The 21361-nt window shown below is 37.4% G+C and carries 15 protein-coding genes, 1 tRNA gene and 1 pseudogene; 7 read left to right on the top strand and 10 right to left on the bottom strand.

The genetic code is table 11. The features are described 5' to 3' along the window. Positions 1-288: 288 nt before the first annotated feature. On the bottom strand, positions 289-1506 hold the full coding sequence (ampH, locus tag AC5JQI_RS17105; protein WP_493913037.1) for a D-alanyl-D-alanine-carboxypeptidase/endopeptidase AmpH: 1218 nt from the start codon (positions 1504-1506) through the stop codon (positions 289-291). Between the two features lie 382 nt (positions 1507-1888). Here ampH and AC5JQI_RS17100 point away from each other — a divergent pair. Both AC5JQI_RS17100 and AC5JQI_RS17095 read left to right on the top strand, forming a co-directional pair. Then, positions 1889-1973: transfer RNA gene (locus tag AC5JQI_RS17100), tRNA-Leu, on the top strand. A gap of 186 nt (positions 1974-2159) precedes the next feature. Further along, positions 2160-2687 (top strand): GTPase, encoded by a 528-nt coding sequence (locus AC5JQI_RS17095; protein ID WP_493913036.1) that lies wholly within the window; start codon positions 2160-2162, stop codon positions 2685-2687. Positions 2688-3083: 396 nt separating this feature from the next. Here the strand turns inward: AC5JQI_RS17095 and AC5JQI_RS17090 are convergent, their stop codons facing one another. From AC5JQI_RS17090 to AC5JQI_RS17080, 3 genes are read right to left on the bottom strand one after another with little or no spacing between them, the layout of a single operon-like run. Next, on the bottom strand, positions 3084-3962 hold the full coding sequence (locus AC5JQI_RS17090) for a plasmid partitioning protein RepB C-terminal domain-containing protein (protein ID WP_493913035.1): 879 nt from the start codon (positions 3960-3962) through the stop codon (positions 3084-3086). A gap of 3 nt (positions 3963-3965) precedes the next feature. Beyond that, positions 3966-4865, bottom strand: a complete 900-nt coding sequence (locus AC5JQI_RS17085; RefSeq protein WP_493913034.1) for a ParB/RepB/Spo0J family partition protein — start codon at positions 4863-4865, stop codon at positions 3966-3968. After that, entirely contained in the window at positions 4862-6400 is a 1539-nt protein-coding gene (locus AC5JQI_RS17080) for a recombinase family protein (protein ID WP_493913033.1), read from the bottom strand. Before AC5JQI_RS17080 ends, AC5JQI_RS17085 begins: the two co-directional genes overlap by 4 nt. 323 nt (positions 6401-6723) lie before the next feature. On the opposite strand from AC5JQI_RS17080, the gene AC5JQI_RS17075 reads away from it, so the two are divergent. The 4 genes and pseudogenes from AC5JQI_RS17075 to AC5JQI_RS17060 all read left to right on the top strand — a co-directional run bounded on the left by AC5JQI_RS17075 (position 6724) and on the right by AC5JQI_RS17060 (position 9347). Further along, the gene (locus AC5JQI_RS17075) at positions 6724-7119 is read left to right on the top strand and encodes a DUF6088 family protein (protein ID WP_493913032.1); all 396 of its coding nucleotides are present in this window, start codon (positions 6724-6726) and stop codon (positions 7117-7119) included. A gap of 6 nt (positions 7120-7125) precedes the next feature. Beyond that, positions 7126-7301 (top strand): annotated as a pseudogene (locus AC5JQI_RS17070) (IS630 family transposase); the annotation flags it as partial. A gap of 220 nt (positions 7302-7521) precedes the next feature. Then, positions 7522-7821 carry a hypothetical protein gene (locus AC5JQI_RS17065; protein WP_493913031.1) on the top strand — a complete coding sequence of 100 codons (300 nt, stop codon included), beginning with the start codon at positions 7522-7524 and terminating at the stop codon, positions 7819-7821. Positions 7822-8069: 248 nt separating this feature from the next. Next, a complete protein-coding gene (locus tag AC5JQI_RS17060; protein WP_493913030.1) occupies positions 8070-9347 on the top strand; it encodes a dicarboxylate/amino acid:cation symporter in 1278 nt (425 codons plus the stop codon). A gap of 60 nt (positions 9348-9407) precedes the next feature. On the opposite strand, the gene AC5JQI_RS17055 is transcribed toward AC5JQI_RS17060, so the two are convergent. Next, a complete protein-coding gene (locus tag AC5JQI_RS17055; protein WP_493913029.1) occupies positions 9408-10301 on the bottom strand; it encodes a LysR substrate-binding domain-containing protein in 894 nt (297 codons plus the stop codon). A 128-nt stretch (positions 10302-10429) separates the two neighbouring features. Here AC5JQI_RS17055 and cuyB point away from each other — a divergent pair, with 128 nt between their 5' ends. Continuing rightward, positions 10430-11125, top strand: coding sequence for a cysteate racemase (gene cuyB, locus AC5JQI_RS17050; RefSeq protein WP_493913028.1), 696 nt, complete (start codon positions 10430-10432; stop codon positions 11123-11125). A 111-nt stretch (positions 11126-11236) separates the two neighbouring features. On the opposite strand, the gene AC5JQI_RS17045 is transcribed toward cuyB, so the two are convergent. From AC5JQI_RS17045 to AC5JQI_RS17025, 5 genes are all read right to left on the bottom strand, one after another. Continuing rightward, positions 11237-13747 carry a S8 family peptidase gene (locus tag AC5JQI_RS17045; RefSeq protein ID WP_493913027.1) on the bottom strand — a complete coding sequence of 837 codons (2511 nt, stop codon included), beginning with the start codon at positions 13745-13747 and terminating at the stop codon, positions 11237-11239. 15 nt (positions 13748-13762) lie between these two features. After that, entirely contained in the window at positions 13763-14746 is a 984-nt protein-coding gene (locus AC5JQI_RS17040) for an AAA family ATPase (RefSeq protein ID WP_493913026.1), read from the bottom strand. A gap of 225 nt (positions 14747-14971) precedes the next feature. After that, the gene (locus AC5JQI_RS17035; RefSeq protein WP_493913025.1) at positions 14972-18238 is read right to left on the bottom strand and encodes a type I restriction endonuclease subunit R; all 3267 of its coding nucleotides are present in this window, start codon (positions 18236-18238) and stop codon (positions 14972-14974) included. Between the two features lie 124 nt (positions 18239-18362). Beyond that, positions 18363-19751, bottom strand: a complete 1389-nt coding sequence (locus AC5JQI_RS17030; RefSeq protein WP_493913024.1) for a restriction endonuclease subunit S — start codon at positions 19749-19751, stop codon at positions 18363-18365. Further along, positions 19741-21360 (bottom strand): type I restriction-modification system subunit M, encoded by a 1620-nt coding sequence (locus tag AC5JQI_RS17025; protein WP_493913023.1) that lies wholly within the window; start codon positions 21358-21360, stop codon positions 19741-19743. The genes AC5JQI_RS17030 and AC5JQI_RS17025 overlap by 11 nt, the downstream gene beginning before the upstream one ends. Position 21361 lies beyond the last annotated feature (1 nt).

The raw sequence follows: 21361 nt of genomic DNA, 5'->3' as shown, positions 1-21361 counted from the left end.
TTTAGTGTTGTTTGTATTAATTTAACTCAGCGCCTCTGAATCTGCTACTCTTTAACGATAAGCATTCTATTACTCTTCATAATAAATAATTTTACTTCACATCTTTATTAAATCAGTTATTTGTATAGAAGCTGTTTTTACTTTTTAAATAAAATCATTAACTGTTATGGTTTTGATGGAACATAAACTAAAAATCATGATTTTTCTGAAGCTATCATATTGCAACAAGGCTGAGCTTCACACCAAGCAAAGCTTAGCCTATCTTTTTAGCGTTAAAAGTATACTACGCTAAACTTGGTTATGATTACGTGCTAACGCCGCAACTAATTCATTAACTCCACTCGTCACACGACTGAATTTACTTTGTTCTTTGCGCGTCATTACCACAAATACACCGATATTCTTCTCAGGGATCATCGCCATATAGGTATTGAACCCGCCGCCGCCGCCAGTTTTCTGGTAAATACCGGGAATCTCGTCTTTGGCATCCATATATACCCAACCAAGCCCGATACCATCCGCCGGACCTGCAACATCCATTCCTTTAATCGACTTTAGATCAGCACGCTTGAAGTAAATACCCTGTTCACGACTGGCAGTCTGCTTTCTCAGCTGACTCTGAGAAGATAAAAATTGCTGCATCCAGCGTTGCATATCTGAGGGGGTGGAATAAATACCGCCACTGCCTGCTGCTGCAATAGTATTGACGCAAGGGCTGGGTTTAATTCCAGCCATCAGACGGGCACATTGGGATTGCGTGGGCATCAGTGTTGTATCTTTCATGCGATAAGGCCGGGTGATCTCCTCTTGCAGAAGGCGGACATAAGATTTTCCGGTAGCTTTGGAAAGAGCGTCAGCCAATAAATCATAAGCCAGATTGGAATACGACGCTGTTGTGCCGGGTACGGCATCTAATCCTGCGGTCTTCAGCCAAGTCCAACGGTTTGATTGAGTAGGCCAGATAAACACCGGTCGTCCCCACTTTCCGCCAGGTTGCTCCCGTGGCAACCCGCTGGTATGGCTTGCCAGATGGTACAGCCGGATTGGTTGTCCTGATCCATAATCTGGAATATGAACACCGTAATTCGCATACTTCTGCAACGGATCAGTAATTCTGATACGTTTTTTCTGTGCCAGTTTGATCATAACCTCAGTAGTCATCAATTTGGTAATTGAAGCAATGCGAATCACAGAATCCTGACGCGGCTTAATACCACTCCCTGGATAAGTTTCCCCAAAACTGCGATGCACAACCTGATTATTATCGATCACTACCATAGCCATCCCCGAAGGCTGGCCTTCATCGAAAATGGATTGTGAATATTGATCAACCAGAGTAGTAGCTATTTTTCTGATAGTGTCATTACCCTCAAAAACTTCCCATTTTGCAGATTGCGCATTGGATTGCTGAAACTTGTTCTGGTGTGCATTGCCAGAATCAGCACAAGCCGAAATAGCCCATATTAGGGTGGAAACTGCACACAGTTTATATAGCCGTTTTTTCATTTTTGGATTAACCAATCAGGAAGCATTCAAGTGGGGAACAAAGCCGTTATTTTTTTTTCTTAAGCAGCGCCATAATGGCCCCGATAACGACACCCAACAGAATGCCTGTAAAGATCCAACTGATAATACTCATGATAATTTCCCTCATAGCAGTGAATAATTTTGAATTATATAAGGAGTTTATAGGTTGTCTATTAGCAGAAGAGAATTGTGGAGAGGGAATTTGTGTGACATGACGTTAGGATGGTAGTGTTTTGAACTCCCCTGATGAAAAAATGCCTAAAGCGATTCTTTTTTCGACACTTGAACAAGATTGAAAGGATAAGTGTTGCGAATGCTCTTCTGACAGGTATAATGGCCCCCGTTCTCCGAACCCTTCAGTGCCGAAGTGGCGAAATCGGTAGACGCAGTTGATTCAAAATCAACCGCCTTCGGGTGTGCCGGTTCGAGTCCGGCCTTCGGCACCATAAAAATTAAGACGCTAAAAGAAAGCGTCTTTTTTTATATCTGAAATTCACGTTTTTCAAAGCATTTCATAAAATTTTAGTCATCAGAACTATCATGAAATCACCTACATTAAGGTGTTTGTAAGTATAGATACTGTGCTCCCATATTGATAATACGAGTTGGTGCTATTGTTACTGGAGGATGTCATGAGACTTTCGGATTTAGGAAATAGAATTTGCGTTATAGGACCTTCGAATAGCGGTAAATCTACGCTTGCGAATGCGATCTCAAGGAAATGTAATCTGAAAGCGATTCATCTGGATCAGCTCTTTCATTTACCGAATACTAACTGGCAGGAACGTTCCGTAGATGAATTCGTTGTATTGCACGACATGGCAATAAAAGAGGAGAGTTGGGTTATAGATGGGAACTATAGAAAATGCCTGTCGCAACGCCTATCCAGAGCAACAGGAGTAATCTTATTAGATGTTTCAACACCATCAAGTCTGCTACGTTATGTAAATAGAACCCTCTTTCAACGCAACCGCTATGGTGGTCTGGCGGGCAATAGGGACAGCATTAAATGGAAAATGATTCATCATATTTCTGTTGTCACACCAACAAGCAGGAAACGTTATGCTGCGTTGTTTGAACAATTGACCATACCCAAGATCAAACTGACTTCTATTAAAGAGATTAAGGAACAATCTGATAAATGGGGGCTTATTAGGTAGTTTTTTCCGCCATTCACATTATTCCATTACATACAGATAATAAATGAGAATATGGTCAATAAAGCCTTTCGTGTAATGGATGATGATTTTCCGATCAATCTATTTACATTGTGTTTGACTTGGTAATCATTCTATTTTTATAGAAATCAAAAGTAGAATTTAGTTTGCCTATAAAGTGTTGCTTTGATATATCATAAATTAATGTCATATTCGGCCTTTCATGATTATAAAAACCCTGCTATTTGTTGAATATTATTGTAATTTACTCAATGATATGACAGGTTTTTTATTGCATAAAATCCATCGGTCAATTTTCATTACAGGTAGCAGGCACAGCAAACTATCCGGATTTTTCCCGTTTCAGTATCTGATTCAAACAAATATTTGATAGTTTTTTTATTCTGTATGATTGGCTAGAGAATCTAAATCTGAAATTTTTTTTAGCAGATTTAAGTAATCAGGTTTATGCTCAAGGAGCCAATGTAATATTTTAGGATTATTTAGTAACTTTGTAATGTGGGATTTTATAATAACTAATTTAAGTGTGTTTGCACCATAGTGTTCTTCATGTTTTTTAGTTTCTGTTTGAACTAGTGCCATCTCTTTTTCTAGTCTTATAAGATTTCTTTGTATGTCTGATTTCTCTTTTTTTATATTAGAATTTTTCAGTAGTGCATCGGGAGTGGCATGGAGTAAAGATGACGCAAATTTCACTGAGAAGTTATCAACACTTATCATTATATTTGCCGATTCAATTTGTCTTAATGGTTGCATTTTCTTTAAGACATCTAAGCTTGCTATTGGTATATGTTTATCCGACAATAGTGAAGTTACTTCAGGAGTTATTCCTTTTGTTATCCGAAAACGACTTTTAAGTGCTTCCTGTGATATATTTAATGCTATGCTTAATTTTTCTATAGAAACCCCTGAGCTTATGGCCTTTTGCAGCATTTTTTGTTCTTCTATTACGGTTAAATGATTTACATGCTTATTGGGTGTATAAGAATCGTTGATAGTTGATACAATACAACTGGCTTTTTCTATTCCTAAATCTTTCATTACTTCAACTCGTAGGTGTCCATCTAAAATTTTTATACTTTTTCCATCATTATCGAAATAAATAATAATGGGTTCTATTAAACCAATTTCGTTTATGGATGATTTTATTTGATTGTATTTTATGCTAATCTTTACGTTTTCAGGTAAAGATTTACTGGCTGTCATTTTATCTATAGATATATCAATAAGATTGTCATTAAAACATACTTTAATCATGGATTAATCCTTATGAGGTTGAGCCGTATCAATAATTATTGAAGGAATGCTGGTTAAATTTTCAGTGGTCAATATTTCATTGAACGATGGTTCTAAAAGTAATTCACTAAGAATTTGTTTGGCTAATATTAAATTCTCCATGACGTATTCAGATTTAGTCTGGAGTAATCTGTGTTCTTCAACATTTTTTTGGTATATAGATCGCAGTTCTTCGGTGCTGATCTTTTGGTTATTTTGGTGGTATAAATAGTCATGGCTTGCACTACCTTTATTTCCTGAACTCCTTATTTCTAAAATTTTCTTTATTGTTGATACATTTTTGTTAGTTATCAATCCATTATTATATGCGTCTATGAGTAAGTTTTGATTGTGTTTGTCATCAGATCTTGCGAACCTAACAGCCAGAGAAAGAGGTATTTGGCCTCGCTCGACAGCTGATAATAATTTTTGTTCCCCTTTCTCTAATAATAGAATAACACTTCTAACCCAACTTGAAGAATAACCAATAATAGATGCAATTTCATTATCACATATTCCGTTATTTTTCATATCTCTAATTCTTTCGTATAACTCGGTGGCTCTTGGTTTTCTCCTGGCTACATTCTCGCTAAGACTCATGATGTAACCATCTTCCTCGTTAACATCTTTAATTATAGCTGGAACATGTGTGTTATTTAGATTATATATGGCTTCCATTCTTCCTTGTCCACATATCAAAGAGTATTTATATTTTTTATCTTTAATTCTCCTTACTATTATAGGCTTTCGTAGTCCACTGATATCAATGTTATCCTGAATTTCTTTATGTATAAATTTATTGCGTTGTCTTGGATTAGAAATTTTTATTAAGGAAATGTCTATCATTTCGATATGATTATCGTTTTGGTTTTTTATCTCTTTCATATATACTCCATTACTTCTCGTCTAGTTAATATTTCAAAGAAAATATTTAAATTGTCATATCTATAAAGCTCAAGGAATATTGGATTTTTCTCCTTTATAACAAACTCTTCATAAATAATGTCTAATTTTGGGAGTATATAATAATCAACGGGGTTCTGATTTTTACTATCCATTCTTATTACAATCGTTATTTCCGGATCTAATATGTTTTCAAATCTCACTTTCCATTTTAATTTCCCTGTTTTTGTTTTTATGCAACGTGAAGTTACTAATGAAATTGAAAGCTCGTCGTTGATATTTAATAATGAATTTTCTTGTTTATTGATAAGGCAATTTTTTGACTTTATCGATTCTATAAAATCATCTATTATGTTTTTTAATTTTTCTCTTAAAATGGCATTTTCTTGGATAAATGAGTAATCGTGTTCAGGTTTATATCCAATTAAAGTATAGGCTCTTATTAGACCTCCAAACCGGGACTTGAATACAGAACTTGAAGGGCTGGTCTCATCTTCATCTATTATAAAACCACTTAATCTTCCTTTTTCTGCTAGTTTTTTTCTGAGATAATTCAGTAGATCTTCATTTGTTAAATGTTTACTCCTGTTTTGAATTATTTGTTGAGCCAGAAAGAATTTTTCTTTAGATATTATAGCTTCAAATGCATTATCGCATCTTATCCACTCATTTCTTGGGTTTTTAATGAGTTTTTGTTTAAGCTTAAAAGAAGTTTTATTATAAATGTTATTACCTATATATTTTTCGTTTGTCAGTATCTGATGGACTTTTCCTCTGGTCCATACACTATTATTTTCGGCAGGTATTCCTCTTTTATTTAGCTGTACTGCGATAAGATACTCTGGAATATTTTGTAAAATGAATTGATCATAAATATAAATTACAATCTCTATTTCATTTTTGGGACCAGGAGTTAATATAACTCTGTCTGTTTGGATGCTTTTTCTCTGCCCATATTCAAGGATTAGTTTGGGTTCGTGTCTTTCATTTATTAATTGCCTTCTCAACCCATATCCAGCCATTCCTCCTTGATGATAGCCTCGTTTTATAAGATTGGCCTGACCAGTAAAAACTTTTTCTGATAAGTTTTTACTGTAAGATGCAGCTCCATATCTGAGAATAGGCAAAGCCAATATGTTTATTTCAGGATGATCATCGGACAAGGATTCCGCACAATAAATTATCTTAACATTATGTGTTTTTAAAATGTAACTATAATGAGCCGCCTCATCAGGATCAGGAAAGCGTCCAAAACGGCTTACATCATAAACTAATATTGCAGTCAGCTCGATATTATGGTTGGTGACATCTGCAATTAGTCTTTTGAAAGCATTACGGCCAGATAGTGTTACTCCACTCTTTCCTGAGTCATCATAGGTACGGATAATGACCATATTGTGCTGTTCAGCATATCGTTGAATATAAGCCGATTGGTTTTCGATAGAATATTTTTGGTGCTCAGTTGACATTCGAAGATATTGAGCAACTTTAACCATTTTATTGTTTACGTCATTCATTCACTATCATATCCCGCTATGAGCAGAAGTCATTTTGATTGAAATATAGACTAATTCAATATTTTTTGTGGAATTTGAAAGTTTTTCTGACTGTCGATGATAGTTAGAACTGATAGGAGTAGCGGCTAGTCAGCACAAATTTGTTAATAAGTTTGTTTTAATTATTTTTATCGATATTTAAATTGAGTAGAAAATATAAATTATTTTTTAATGAAATATTATCAAATAGAGTTATTTTATAGTAAGTGAATTGTCGTATATTTGCTATTAAGATTGTCGTGTTTTTGCTACGTTTATCAAACACATTTTAGGAGTAAATAACTATGACTATCAAGGCTTTTATTCAATCGCGATTGAAACGCTCTAAGAGATATGTGTTTACCCGTGACGATTTTAAAGATATCGCTGGTTATGATCAGGTTGGTAGGGCACTGCGTGAGTTGGTTAGAGAAGGTCAGCTACTTAAAGTAGGTTATGGTGTTTATACTAAAGCGCTAAAAAACTCCATCACGGGTGAAATTATACCTGCCTCACCAGGAGGTTCTTCTGCTGTTATCGTCGAAGCATTGGAGTGTCTAAATGTAAGCTATCGTTTTGATGGTGCAACAACTGATTATAGCTGTGGTAATTCAACACAAGTTCCTGCTACTGTACAAATTAAAACTTCATCTCGTTTTAAGAGGGTACTAACAGTAGGAAAAAGTACATTAAATGGATAACCTAACGATGAGGTGGATATTGATTCAAACCCGAAAATCGGCGCGAATTGGTGTTTTAAAAGCCTGTAAAAGCGGATAGTTACCACAGAAAAAATGGAAAAACTATCTGGCAGTCTGTCTCAAAGTACAAAGAGACGAAGGGTATAGATAATTATTGTATTCATAAAAGTAAAAAGGTCAAAAAATAGTTCTAAAATAGAAACTGTTTTTATTGTTTTTGAATTTTTAAATTCAAGTAATAATTCTTTAGTGATGTTTTATTAAAGTAATATTTAAACAATACGGAAAATAATGTTTTAAGATGGTAATTTACTCTTATCCGAATAATTAATTATCCCTTAACTATGCAATTTAGTAAAATCAATTAAATTGGAAAGTTAAGCTTACATTTAGGAGATAAAAATGAAACTCAGAATAGTTATCATAGCGGCTGTTATATTAACTATGCCTTGCGTATCACTATATGCTAAATCGAATGAAAAAGTGATTGATTGTAAAAAATTAGATGGAAAGCCGGGCCAGAATGGTAAAGACGGAATACCTAACAGCAATTGTAAAAATGGAGGTAAAGGCGGAGATGGAGTACTTCCGGGGCAAGCTGGAGGAAAGGGAGGCAATGGCGCTAACGGCGGAAATGGTGGGAGAGGAGGTAATGGGGCAGATGGAGGAGATGGAGATATTGTCAGCAATGTTAAAGGTTAATCAAATTAAATAAGTGATCGCCTAAGCGATCACTTATTTCAATCATAAAGTTATTCAATTAGCAAAACACGTTACGTTTATTATTATTTCCCTATACCTATTGCACCATTCTGAATATTAAGCATTGTTCCCAAAGTGATGATGCATTTTCTGCATATTGCATCTTTCATTTGCATTTCATCAAAGGTTAGAAAAATGTAAATATTTGAAAAAATAAAAATCAGGAAACAGAAAAATAAGAGATCACCATGAACAGGCAAAGACTCATGCAGCAAATCATCATCGCCATCCTGCTTGGTATTATTACCGGTTGGGGGTTGAATCATTATCTTGATGTCAGCCAGACAAAGGAAGTCGCTTCCTATATCAACATCATTACCGATGTGTTCCTGCGTCTGATAAAAATGATCATCGCGCCACTGGTATTCGCCACTATTGTCTCCGGGCTTATATCAATCAGTGGTTCATCCTCTGTCGGGCGAATTACCATCAAAGCAATGGTATGGTTCATCATCGCGGGCTTAGTCTCACTTGGCATTGGAATGCTGATAGCTAATGTGTTCCAGCCTGGTGTCGGGCTTAATGTTGTTGTCCCGCAGGAAGAGGTAAATACCGGCCTGAACACCAGCGGATTCTCACTGAAAAGTTTTATCAGCCATATCTTCCCAAGTAGTTTCGCTTCAGCAATGGCGAATAATGAAATTTTGCAGATCCTGATTTTTTCTATATTCTTCGGCGCAGCACTTTCCTATATCTGTCATAACAGCAAAAAAAGAAGCCTCTTCGTGACCTTGATTGAAGACTTGGCCCGCATTATGTTCCGTATCACCGACTATGTGATGTCATTTGCGCCGATTGCCGTGTTTGCCGCCATCGCCTCCGCCGTTACCGTGCAAGGCCTGGGCCTGCTTTATGACTATGGCAAACTGATTGGACTCTTCTATATCGGCCTATTTTTACTTTGGGCTGTCCTGTCTGGCGTCGGATTCTTTTTCCTCGGTAAGCGGATTTTTTCACTGATGAAATTAATCCGCGAACCCGTAGCATTAGCTTTTGCAACCGCGAGCAGTGAGTCAGCCTATCCAAAGACCATGAACGCACTGGATCGCCTCGGTGTACCGAAAAAAATCTCCAGCTTTGTTTTACCCTTGGGCTACTCATTTAACCTTGATGGATCAATGATGTACCAATCCTTTGCGATACTTTTCATTGCACAGGCTTACAACATTGACCTGAGTGTTACAGAGCAAATCCTGATTATGTTGACACTGATGATCACAAGCAAAGGTATGGCTGGTGTTGCGCGTGCTTCGGTGGTGGTAGTTGCAGCGACATTGCCGATGTTCAGTCTTCCCGAAGCGGGAATTTTACTTATCCTCGCCATTGATCAGTTCCTTGATATGGGGCGTACCGCAACGAATGTAGTCGGCAACAGCATTTCCACTGCCGTGATTGCCAAATTGGAGGAAAAGCAGAGTGGTACTGAGCAGAAAGAGCAGTCAAGTAAAATAGCACAAGAGGCTTGAGTATACTTGCTGTATTCAGCTCAGTGATTACAGCAAGTTAATTTGATGTCAGGCTGGTGATCAGATTACTGCCCACCGTTTTTTCATATATTGCCAAAAGCGCTCAGAAGAAGGGTTAAGGCGAGAGTGAGTCCGATAAATGAATACGCTCATTTTTATAGAAGACTGTTTTGGCTCCAGCAAACACAGTCTCTTTTCCCTGAGTTCCTCACGGATCGAATAATCCGGCAGCCAACCGACACCGTGACCATTCAGAACCATACGTTTCAGCAATTCACTCATGGATGAAAGACAAAAATAGTTGAATCTATCCCTGAAATCTTTTTCCAGTAACTGATTTACTTGGCGGCCCATATAGCTTTCGTCAGTGTATTTCATCAACGGCAATGGCGCATTTTCTAGACGATATAACGGTTTTCCATCAGGCTTACAGCCAGAGACGAGATATAATTGTGCATCCAGAACATTATGATGAAGGAAAGGAGAGGTCATCAGTTCTTCATTAAAGAAAGACAGAATAAAATCACTTTTTCCTTTTTTGAGATTCTTGACAGCCTCATCAACATTGATTGATTCAATATTAAAAATTTTATCCGGTTTCTCTGAAAATCCAGAAATTAATTCAGGCAAAAGTGAAATAGAAAGAGAGTGAGCCGCAGTAATATTAATACGATGTTTAGATATTTCACCGCCTTTTATTTTTCCAATTTGATACTCTATATCACCTAAAAGATTTCTGGCATAGACAATGAAACCTCGACCTTGTAACGAAAGTTGTAATGGATTAGAGTCACGATTAAATATTTCAAAACCAACGGCATTCTCAAGGGCCTGAATTCGCCGACTAAAAGAAGATTGGGATATATTTCTCCGTTCTGCTGCAAGTGTAAAACTTCGTAACTCCTCCAACATTACCGCATCATATAACCATTTTAGCTCAATATTATTAAGCATAACTCCTACCTTATTATTGATTGGTTTACATAAAAAAGCTTATGCAAATACAGCATGGCGCATAGAAATATTGCAATTACGAATCGCAATCACTGTGCCATCATAACCATTATTTTATGGGGTGGCATATGAAAAAAATAATTGGAATATTGGGTGGGATGGGTCCAGCAGCAACAATAGATGCAATGGAAAAAATAATTAAAAACACACCGGCAAATTGCGATCAGGAACATATTCCGGTGATTTCTGTTTCATTTCCAGATATTCCTGACAGGACAGCAAATATACTTTCTGGTGGGGAGTCGCCATTAAATAAAATGCTGGCTGTATTGCGAATATTAGAAGCAGCGGGAGCGCAATGTATTATTATGCCATGTAATACTGCGCATTATTGGCATGATGATTTAACAGCTTCAACTAAAATCTATTTTCCGAATATGATTAAGGTTGTGTGTAATAAGATTGTGAAGGAAGGTATTAATAACGTTGCTATTCTCGCTACCACGGGAACGATAAAGGCGAGGCTTTATCAGGATAGGCTGGAAAAAGAAAATGTGAGATTTTTGATACCTGACGATGTGCAACAACATCGAGTTATGGAAAGTATTCTGGCTTATAAAAGTGGAGATGGAAAAAGGGCTTATCAGTTAATAGAGTCTGTTATTACTCAGCTTAAAAATGTTGGGGTTGAACGGTTTATTATGGGATGTACAGAGATACCACTGATTCTTAGTGGCCATGGTTATCAAGATGAGTATATTGATGCTACGGACGAACTGGTCAAAATGGCAGTGGCTTGGTCTTATCTTGATAATAAACTTTAAAATAAAATGGTTTGGTGGTTTTTAATTTTATGAATGTTATATGATTATATATAATAGACTTAAAATAGGTAGTTAAACATATCTATAACTACCTGATTAAATTTACATTATTTATTCGTTGGTAATATTGGCTTCAGTCGTTAAAATATTTCTATTAATCAATTCATTTTGTATTGGGGTGTATAAATCAATATCTGTGGAGGTGGTTTCAATAGAAATTATTAAAGAATAACGAGCCATTTTATTATATTTTTCTAATTTTTTACGTGTCCTCCACCATCCTGTAGTTGGATAGACAGCTAATATTCCACGCTCAGCTAAATCAGCTGCACTGCCAGTCCATATATCTTTGTGGATAGAGCCTTTGTTACGAAAGTCTCCTAATAGCCAATTTGAATCTTTAGGGGGCTTGGAAACATTTTTTGCTTCGTTAGCTGCTTCTCGATTGAGTCGTTGGAAAAACTGTGGTGGTGATTCAGTTGGTCGTTTCACATCAAATCTGAGTTGATGGCTTGGATAACGATATTTATTGGAAATATTCCGGCTTGAGGGATTAGGTTCAATAAAATAAGAAAGTGTGACGGTCATTTTTACCTGAACATCACCTAATTCAAGGAGGGTTTCTTTTGGCCACGGCAATTCATGAGCGTGCATATCTTTGGTTGCGGGTTCCTTTCCTTTCACTGGTTGAAATGGTTGTAATTCATCTTCGATAATCATTGCCAACGAATTATTCATACTCCATAGCGCTTTCTTAATATCAGGGACACCATACCCCGCAACTCGAACTAAATGCTGTGCTTTTTGGCGTTCTGTTTTATTGGGATAATTGAATTGTGCTTTCATTGAGTCAGTCCATTGAGCGGAGTGTACAATTAAAGCACGTACTGTTTCAGGCCAGAAATTAGGATATTCAGAATAAATTTCAGCGGCAAATTTTGCGGCTAATGCTGTTGCCGCACTGGTAGCATTAAATGTAGAAAACAATCGAGTTGGAATATCATGATGAGTTGTTAATAACTGTAGACTAGACATTGAAGCAGCTGAAAACGAATCAATACCCATATTTCCACCTTCAAATACAACTTCAGGTTTTATTGGCATTGAAGATATCCAAGTGACGGAGGTTGTACTATAAGGGCTTAATCCGCCATTTGGAGCTAACGGGGTATATGATTCTGCCCCTTCATCTCGAATGTCAACTTTATTTGTGTATGCTCCAATTGTTAGCACGTTCCAAGCTTGGCCGGGATCATGAATATCCTGTAATTCATTATATTGGGGATATTCCTTTAAAGCTGTCAAATCGCTTCCAGTATTGCCCGCACATACAACAAAAAGCCTACGGTATAAATTTTCTCCAAGATAATCCACCGATAAAGAATCCAGTTCGGAAGACCATGCTGAAGGTTTTCCTCTATCCATGGAATCTTTTGCAGATAGAGCAAGTGTATAAATTCTCTTTCTATCAAAATTGGTGATTTCGGAAAGAGATATACCGTCAGCAGTAATTTGTCCCAGGTGTTTTCCTTCATTATCTCCTGAGTATCTTAATAGTTTTATGGATTCGATTCTATGTTTGGTTTGTACAGAATATTGCGAGTCTAATATTAAGGACAGGTCACCAAATGTGGCAATACCAGCCATTGAAGTTCCATGCCCATCATTATCATCAGCGTCCCAGTTTGGATCAATGACAAATAGGTCATCTTCGTTACATACTTGTTGGAGTAATGGATGGCCGGAATTTATGCCTGTATCCATAATAGATATATATGGACAGTCGTCACCAGATATAAAGGATGTTCTACTCAATAGGTCATTACACCATTCAAATTGATCTGACATGGAAAGTTGTTCAAAAAAATCAGCGGTAGTTTTTGATTTTTTTATTTCAGCTATTTTACTTAATAACAAAGCTGACTGACTTAATTGCCTTAATGAAGCTTCTACTAAGAGAATAGTTCTTTCAGGAAATTCTAATGTGCTTTGGGATACTCTAATATTTTGAGCTGAACATAGTTTTTTAAAATCACTGACTATTGCTTGTCTGTCAGTACCAACGGGTAACCAAATTTCAAGCCATTGTATTTTATCAGGTGATTTAGGATATAATTCTGGGCTATCGCTCCATAAATATTCAATAACTGCTTTTCGTATAGTTTCTATTGCATTTATTAATTTGCTATTTTTAGGTTTGTGATTCTCATCCTTTAGAGGGGCGAGGTATTGTTCTATTTTCTTTTCTAGAACAGAAAATTTCCCAATAGGAACTAATATTGTTGCTATATATTTATTATCAATTGGGATTACATTAAGAATCTCAATGCCGCTTCTGACGTCTGCAAGTTTTTCGAAGTCAAATTCTATTCCTGAGTAACTTTCAAAAGTAACTTGTATTCCTAAAACAGAATCGAGTTCGTACTCTTCTGCTTCGTTAAGTAGTAGTCCTTCTCCTGATTTTATTTGAGTAATTTGATGATAAAGTTGGTGGCCATGCTCATATTGATTACGTATTGGTATACCTGGAGGTGAGAAACGAGCTGGATAAGCAGTATACTTTTTTACTTTTCCATTTTTACCAATAAATATATGCTTTTTTTCTTTTATTACAGGAGACATATTATCCCTTTGCTATTAAAATAATTCATTACGCATATTTTTTCTATCAGTTATTGCTAAGTCCAGTAAAGGCATACTAATTTTATTATGCCCATGAATAAGCATGTCTTTTATTGCTTCTTCAGCAGCTCTTGTAATTTCTGCGCTACTCAGTCCTTTTGCTTTATCAGGTAACTTCTTCCAGGAGAAATTCTTCGCGACGAATGGAGTTAATCTATTTTTAAACAGAATAATTATTTCATCATCTTCGGGAAGCTCGTATCGAATGACATCATCAAATCGCCTGAAAAGAGCGTGATCAAGTATCTCAATATGGTTTGTAGCACAAACAATTAGGCTGTTGGATTCATCTTGTTCAATCATTTGAAGGAAACTATTAAGGATCCTTCTCGCTTCACCAACGTCATTTCCAGCGTTTCTTTGCGAGCCAAGAGCATCAAATTCATCAAAAAAATAAACGCCTCGGACATTATTAATAGCGTCAAAAACTTGCCTTAACTTTGCAGATGACTCGCCCATAAATTTTGTAATCAGAGCGTCTAATCTGACTTGAAATAAGGGATAATCAAGCTCTCCAGCTAGAATTGATGCTGTAAATGTTTTCCCTGTTCCCGGAGGGCCAACTAAAAGCACTTTTCTTCGTGGAGATAAACCATGACTTTTCAGTTTTGCCATGAATTTTTGTTCACGAATCAAACGTTCAAGTCTGTTTTTTAGTTCATCTTTGGCAATAAGATCGACAAGTTTATTTTTAGGATGGGAGGTAAATAGTAGACCGCTGGTGTCTTGTATGCCTTTAGCTATTGATATTGGAGCATTTTTATTGAGGCTAGATTTCTTCTTAGCAGCTTCAACAATATCCCTTAACTCTTGAGCAAGTTTGCCATGCCCGCGGCGAGCTTCATGAGCAGCAACTTGCAATGCGACAGACATAAATCTGTCATCATCTTTTTCCAGATGAGATTGCAATAATGCTTTAAGCTGCTCCGAACTTGCCATGACCTTCTTCTCGTATCGTGTAAAAAATAGAATAACGACAAAAAAACTATCCTGCATTCTGACAGAGTGCTGATGAAACATCCATGAGAGATTCGGTTGTATATGAATCTATGGCATAACAAAGGATATGCTATGTGTAAGGATTCGTAGCCGCACTAATAGCACTTTTCACTTCACCTTACAGCATAGCATGTAGCATTTTATTCTTCTGGTAAGCAGGCCACTTTAGATAGTCTGATTCATTCGATTCATTTTAAAATTTTCTGCTTGTGCCAGCACACCGTAATAGACTTCATCATTCGCTATTGGAGGAAAGCCATGCTTGTGCAGCAGAAGAATCAAATCCACCTTGAGTTTTGCTTTAATGTCGTCGCGTTTACTCCAATCTGGATATTGAGCTGTATTATCAATGACTAGTTTCATATCTTTAGCCAAAATGAGCATTTTGTCATCGTCATAGGTGAATTGATATTTTTCACGCATATGGAACAAAATGTCATAAAAAGCTTTTTCTTCAATATCAATTCCCATTTCGACGTAAGTGCCCATTTCGGTTTTAATATCGTAGATGATATCTGCCATTTCTTGGCTGAAAGTTTCAAATTCTTCACCATTTAAGATGTCATCTTCTCTGCGTTCGTTATAACGATCAAGGATCGCTTGAAAACGGCGGGAAAAATTGACTCCCTGTAGTTGGTTGACCTTTTTAAATTCGCTAATGGCTTTTCCTAATAATTTTTGCAGTAACTGTATTTTTGTATTGGGTAACTTGATTTTGTTAACACGGTCCATGTAGTCATCATCAAAAATGTCTATGGATTCAGCTTTGTCTTCACCTAGTGTGTATAGTTCTTCAACGCCGTTGGATTTTAGTGCGTCAGCAATCATTTTGCGTACTTTGGTATTCATTTGAGTCACATCCGGAGCATCACCTTTAGTCAGTTTAAAGACGATGGAACGGACAGCTAAGAAGAAGTGAATATGATCGCGTTCTTCTTGAGTTAATAACTCGCTGCCACAACATATGTCATAAGCGGCTTTTAGACGTTTAACTAATCCCATAAAGCGATGTTCTAGCTTTTTGGTTTGCAGCACAAATTCAGCAGCACGATTTAGGCATGTTAACTGTGCTCGTGCTTCACCACTAAAATAATCTTGGCTATCAAACTTATGGAAAATATTTTTCAGTAAATCAATATGATCCTTCACTGTAGTAATAGATAGAGCGACATCTTCAAAGTTGGTCGAGTCAACCTTTGAATACATGGCTAATGCTTGATTCATTTGTCGTTTGATACCAATATAGTCGACTACCAAGCCTTTGCCTTTTCCTTGAAGACTACGGTTTACTCGTGAGATAGTCTGAATGAGATTGTGTTTTTGCAGAGGTTTGTCGATATAAATAGTATCCAATTCGGGTACATCAAATCCCGTTACCCACATATCTACAACAATGGCAATTTTGAAGTTTGAGTTCGGATTTTTGAACTGTGTATCCAGTTCCTTACGATGTTCCTTACTACCAAGTAAATCATAAAGCGTTTCTTCATCATCTTTATCACGCGTCATGATCATCTTCACCATTTCAGATGGCAGTAGTTTTTCTTTTTCAGCTTCGGTTAGCTCGGTATCATCTGAAGTTTGTTGTACTTCAAACCAGACGGGGCGTATCGCTTTAAGTTGTTTGTAAAATTCCCAGGCAATATTACGGCTAGCACAGACAAACATAGCTTTGCCTTTTATTGTTGAACCTTCTGCTACACGCTTGTCGTAATGTTTTGCAAAATCATCGGCTAATGCCCGCAGACGATCCGGATCTCCCAAAATAGCGTTCATATGAGCTGACGCTTTTTTACTTTCATCTATTTGATAGTCGTTAGTGCCAGCAGCAGCACACTCTTCGTAGTATTTTTCAATTTCTTCTAGTTTGCTGTTATCCAGAATGATTTTTGCTGCGCGTCCTTCGTAAACGATGGGAACTGTAATACCATCTTTCACCGATTCGGCCATGGTATAACTATCGATAATTTCACCAAATACATCTAATGTGGCATCAATAGGGGTGCCGGTAAAACCCACATAAGTTGCTGATGGTAATGAGTCGCGAAGGTATTTGGCAAAACCATAGGTTTTGCGAACACGCCCTGTTTTGTTATCAATGAGTACTTTCTGGTCGAGGTTGATTTGGCTTCTGTGTGCTTCGTCAGAGATACAGATAATATTGTTACGTTCTGAAAGTAATTCTGTGTCTTCGGTGAATTTATGAATTGTTGTCAGAAATACGCCGCCACTGTTACACCCAGCGAGTTTTTCACGTAAGTCTTCGCGATTTTTAACGGAGATAATCGTGTCATCTCCGATATATTTTGTTGCGTTACAAAATTGTCGGGATAATTGTTCATCTAGATCAGTACGATCAGTGATTAATACAATTGTAGGACTGGCAAAATCTACGCTCTTCATTAATAGGCGAGTTAAAAACTGCATGGTGTAACTTTTTCCACACCCGGTGGCACCAAAATAGGTACCGCCTTTTCCGTTACCTTGCGGCTTACGTGCTTGTTTAATACTGTAATAGAGTTTGCGGGCAGCGTAATATTGTGGATAGCGACAGCAGATTTTAATTTCTCTATTTGCATTATCCGGGAAACAGATAAAGTTTTTGATGACATCCAGCAAGCGTATTGGGTGAAATAGTCCTCCAATCATGGTATACAACGAACGAATGCCATCCTGCTCACGACTTTCATCTCCGGTAATTTTGCGCCAGGAATAAAAATATTCATAAGGAGCAAATAGGTTACCCATCCGGTTATTAACACCATCACTAATAATGCACATTGCGTTGTAAACGAACAATTGTGGAATATCACGGCGATAGCGGACACAGAGTTGTCTCCAGGCATCGTCTAAGTTGGCTTTTTGCTCGCGAATGGCACTTTTAAATTCAAATACAACTAATGGCAGCCCATTAATATAGAGAATAGTATCTGGAATTCGGGATTGGCTATCTTTGCCGATTATTTCGAATTGGTTTACTACCTTAAATCGATTAACCGAGTGGGTAGAATAATAGAAAGCAGTGGGTTCCGCTGCTTGTTGTTGTAGTATTTCATCGTGACTAAATAACTGTTGTAGTGCTGCAGGTAGGTGACGGGTATCAATAAGCTCGATATAGAGATCTTTTTCTGCTCGGTCATCTCGTTTAAATAGAAAGCCGTTAGATAACCAGAAACAAAATGTTTTATTACTTTCGTAGAGATCGCTGGCGGAAAGAGTGGTGAGCTGGCGAATAATCCGTTCGATTTCATTGTCAGTCAGGCTATCTGCTTGATAACGGGTGGTCAGATAATTGCGGAGATCGTCGACAATGATCACCTGTTCTTGATCGGTTCTGGTAAGGCTTTCACCTGGTATATGGGGATAACCTTGTTCTCCTAACAATTCGATAATGGCATTTTCTAACTTTTCTTCGCTAAATTTCAGGCTCATTACTTATTTCCGCTCCTAACTATTGAAGCAGCTAATCATACAATAGTTTTTCTTATTTTTACTTTGACCTGTTACTCAATCTCTTAAAAATAAAAGAAAACCCCCTTGTGAAAGGGGCTAAAAGTTAGACTGTATCTGCTTCCATTATGGGTTCTGGAAGATCTTTTAGTGATAGCTCGCCGGAGATTAGTTTTGGGAGTAGGGTGTCACGGAGTTGGGTTAAATAATGATTGCTGGATAGGTTAACAATCATTTTTTCTCTGAAATTGCTAACTAGTTCATCGAAATGCTTAAGAATTAACTCTGAGGGAAGAATAATTTTCAAGCTAGAAATATCATCAGGTCTTATTGCCGGATATGCACCACCGTCAGCGATTCTTGTAAATTCTTCAATATTTTTTCTATCTGTTAGGCAACTGTATATATAATTCTTATAGTAGTTTTTTTTCGCTCTGATGACGGCAAATCCTGTACTACCTGTTAAACCTTCTTTATGTACGTAAGCAAAAGATCTATTTGCAGGTCTCACTAATCCAAAAATAATATCATGTTTATTTAATATTCTTCTTGCTCTGCTTGGTGCATCGTCAAAGAGATAGAATCCAGTTGATAAAATTGAACCATCTTTTGCATTAGAAAGATCGACATATTCAATGTTTTTAGGAGAATTTTTACTGGACCATGAGTTGGGATTCAAGAATGCAATATTTTGTATATTGTCAATAATCCATCCTTTCGGTACCCATCCTAATTCTGTTTCTTCAAATTCTGCTGGAAATAGAGCACGAATTTCATTCGAAAGCGGTTTTAATTCTGAACTGTTACGTACCTTCTGGCGTAGTTCAGCCCGTTTCTGAAGGCTGTCAGGAATTGAATTTCCTGCTTCCAAGGCGTTGTCAATCACTGGATCGAAATCGACAAACCAAGATTTGAATAGAGTTTGTGATATTTGTTCTAGGGTTTGGTTTATTTGTTGGCTAATTAATATCTTACTATCAAAACATTCTAAATTATTTGCTATAGCATTTTGTATATCTAATGGAGGCTTTGGTACTTCAAGATTTTCTATCATTCCTTTAGTTAAAGCATTTCTCGTTGCTCCGGCGCTTGAAAGAGTTAATAAAAACTGATGTACATAGGGACTGGACAGGAAATACCGAATAAAACGGGGATCAAAATGTTTAGGGTCTGGACGAATAATTGCGACGTGTTGGTTTACTCGGGCTGGTAAAAAATGTTCTGGTGCTAGGCAAACACGCGCAACTGAATCTCCGGTGATATTCAGTAAAATATCGTTTTTTTGAACCATAACATTTTTAAGTTTGATTGCAGCTTCATCGTTGATATAGACAAGGCCATTAGAGTTGAAACCATCATTATATATATTTTGACTTCTTATCAAATACGTTGTGCCAGTAGTATCGTAGACATTACTCCCACCTTTGGGAGTAGCACCACTACCAATTTTGAGGCAAAAGTCTCCTAGGCGAATTGTAGGCCATTTATTCACCATAACCTAATACCTCCAGATTCTGGCGAATTGCCTTGTCCAATTCTTCTGCCTGCGTCATCTGCTTGAATAGTGCCTGTGATAACTGACGCATCTTGGCTTCAAAAGCAATACCATCATCTTCCTGCTCCACTGCACCCACATAGCGCCCCGGAGTCATTACATAATCGTTAGCTTTGATTTCTTCAATGGTTGCTACCTTGCAGAACCCAGCAATATCTTCATATTTTTCCAGCTTACTGTCACCACGTTTAATACGCTCTGCCAGCTCTTTTGGCGTACTACGCCAAGCGTGGTAAGTATCGGCAATCGTAGAGATATCTTCTGCTGTCAGTTCTTTATTGGTGCGGCTAATCATTGAACCCAAATTACGGGCATCAATAAACAGCGTTTCACCTTGGCGATTACGATAGCCTTTAGCAGCATCCACGTTTTTATTTTTGGTGAAAAACCATAGGCAAGCGGGGATCTGGGTTGTATAGAAAAGTTGGTTGGGAAGAGCAATCATGCACTCAAGCAGATCGTTTTCGATCATTTGTGCGCGAATTTCTCCTTCACCACTGGTATTGGAACTCATGGAACCATTAGCCAGCACAAAACCCGCAGTACCGGTAGCACTTAGCTTGGAGAGCATATGTAATATCCAGCCGTAGTTAGCATTTCCGGTTGGAGGAGTACGGTAGCCAGCAAAACGTCGATCGTCAGTCAGTTCTGTTTCTTGACGCCACTCTTTTAAGTTAAAGGGCGGATTAGAAAGAATATAGTCGGCTTTTAAATCTGGGTGTTGATCGTTAAAGAAAGTATCTGCGGGTCTTTCTCCCAGATTGCCTGATAACCCACGAATAGCGAGGTTCATTTTCGCTAGTTTGTATGTAGTAGCAGTAAGTTCTTGCCCATAAATGGCAATATCACGGCTTTTACCCTGATGGCTTTCTACAAATTTGACTGATTGTACAAACATCCCACCAGAACCACAGCATGGGTCATAGACCTTACCTTGGAAAGGTTCTAGCATTTCAGTTAGCAAGGTTACTATGCATTTTGGAGTATAGAATTCACCGCCGCCTTTACCTTCAGTCGCGGCAAATTTACCGAGGAAATATTCATAAACTCTGCCGATTAAATCTTCTTTGGAAAGTTCTTTAACACCGGTTTCATGAGCAATGGTTTCGATGTTATTAATGGAGTCGATCAACGATGCCAGTTTTTTAGGCTCCAGATTTTGACGGCTGAAGTAATTATCGGGTAACGCGCCTTTTAAAGCCGGGTTACGTTTCTCTATTGTAGAGAGCGCCGTATCGATAAGTACCGCGATATTATCTTGCTTGGTGCGCTCTTGGATGAATGACCAGCGCGCTTCTTCAGGCAGATAAAAAATATTATCTTGCTGGTAAAAGACTTCCATATCGACAAAGGCTTGTTGGCCTTCATTTAACATTTTCTGACGGCGTTGCTCAAATTTGTCGCTAATAAACTTTAAAAAAACAAGGCTCAGCACGACATGTTTATATTCAGAGGATTCGACACTGCCTCTAAGTTGGTTAGCGGTATCCCATAAGGTGTCTTCAAATCCTTTTTTTGCTTTGTTTTTTTTAGATACTTCTTTAGCCATG

The organism is Xenorhabdus sp. XBWT, assembly GCF_059072735.1.
Note: the sequence above shows the minus strand (reverse complement) of the source record. Positions and strands in the feature narration are given on the sequence as shown.

What these genes read in the sequence shown, in the direction of transcription:
- ampH (WP_493913037.1), bottom strand. Translation starts at nt 1,506, where the DNA reads ATGAAAAAACGGCTATATAAACTGTGTGCAGTTTCCACCCTAATATGG.
- AC5JQI_RS17095 (WP_493913036.1), top strand. Translation starts at nt 2,160, where the DNA reads ATGAGACTTTCGGATTTAGGAAATAGAATTTGCGTTATAGGACCTTCG.
- AC5JQI_RS17090 (WP_493913035.1), bottom strand. Translation starts at nt 3,962, where the DNA reads ATGATTAAAGTATGTTTTAATGACAATCTTATTGATATATCTATAGAT.
- AC5JQI_RS17085 (WP_493913034.1), bottom strand. Translation starts at nt 4,865, where the DNA reads ATGAAAGAGATAAAAAACCAAAACGATAATCATATCGAAATGATAGAC.
- AC5JQI_RS17080 (WP_493913033.1), bottom strand. Translation starts at nt 6,400, where the DNA reads ATGAATGACGTAAACAATAAAATGGTTAAAGTTGCTCAATATCTTCGA.
- AC5JQI_RS17075 (WP_493913032.1), top strand. Translation starts at nt 6,724, where the DNA reads ATGACTATCAAGGCTTTTATTCAATCGCGATTGAAACGCTCTAAGAGA.
- AC5JQI_RS17065 (WP_493913031.1), top strand. Translation starts at nt 7,522, where the DNA reads ATGAAACTCAGAATAGTTATCATAGCGGCTGTTATATTAACTATGCCT.
- AC5JQI_RS17060 (WP_493913030.1), top strand. Translation starts at nt 8,070, where the DNA reads ATGAACAGGCAAAGACTCATGCAGCAAATCATCATCGCCATCCTGCTT.
- AC5JQI_RS17055 (WP_493913029.1), bottom strand. Translation starts at nt 10,301, where the DNA reads ATGCTTAATAATATTGAGCTAAAATGGTTATATGATGCGGTAATGTTG.
- cuyB (WP_493913028.1), top strand. Translation starts at nt 10,430, where the DNA reads ATGAAAAAAATAATTGGAATATTGGGTGGGATGGGTCCAGCAGCAACA.
- AC5JQI_RS17045 (WP_493913027.1), bottom strand. Translation starts at nt 13,747, where the DNA reads ATGTCTCCTGTAATAAAAGAAAAAAAGCATATATTTATTGGTAAAAAT.
- AC5JQI_RS17040 (WP_493913026.1), bottom strand. Translation starts at nt 14,746, where the DNA reads ATGGCAAGTTCGGAGCAGCTTAAAGCATTATTGCAATCTCATCTGGAA.
- AC5JQI_RS17035 (WP_493913025.1), bottom strand. Translation starts at nt 18,238, where the DNA reads ATGAGCCTGAAATTTAGCGAAGAAAAGTTAGAAAATGCCATTATCGAA.
- AC5JQI_RS17030 (WP_493913024.1), bottom strand. Translation starts at nt 19,751, where the DNA reads ATGGTGAATAAATGGCCTACAATTCGCCTAGGAGACTTTTGCCTCAAA.
- AC5JQI_RS17025 (WP_493913023.1), bottom strand. Translation starts at nt 21,360, where the DNA reads ATGGCTAAAGAAGTATCTAAAAAAAACAAAGCAAAAAAAGGATTTGAA.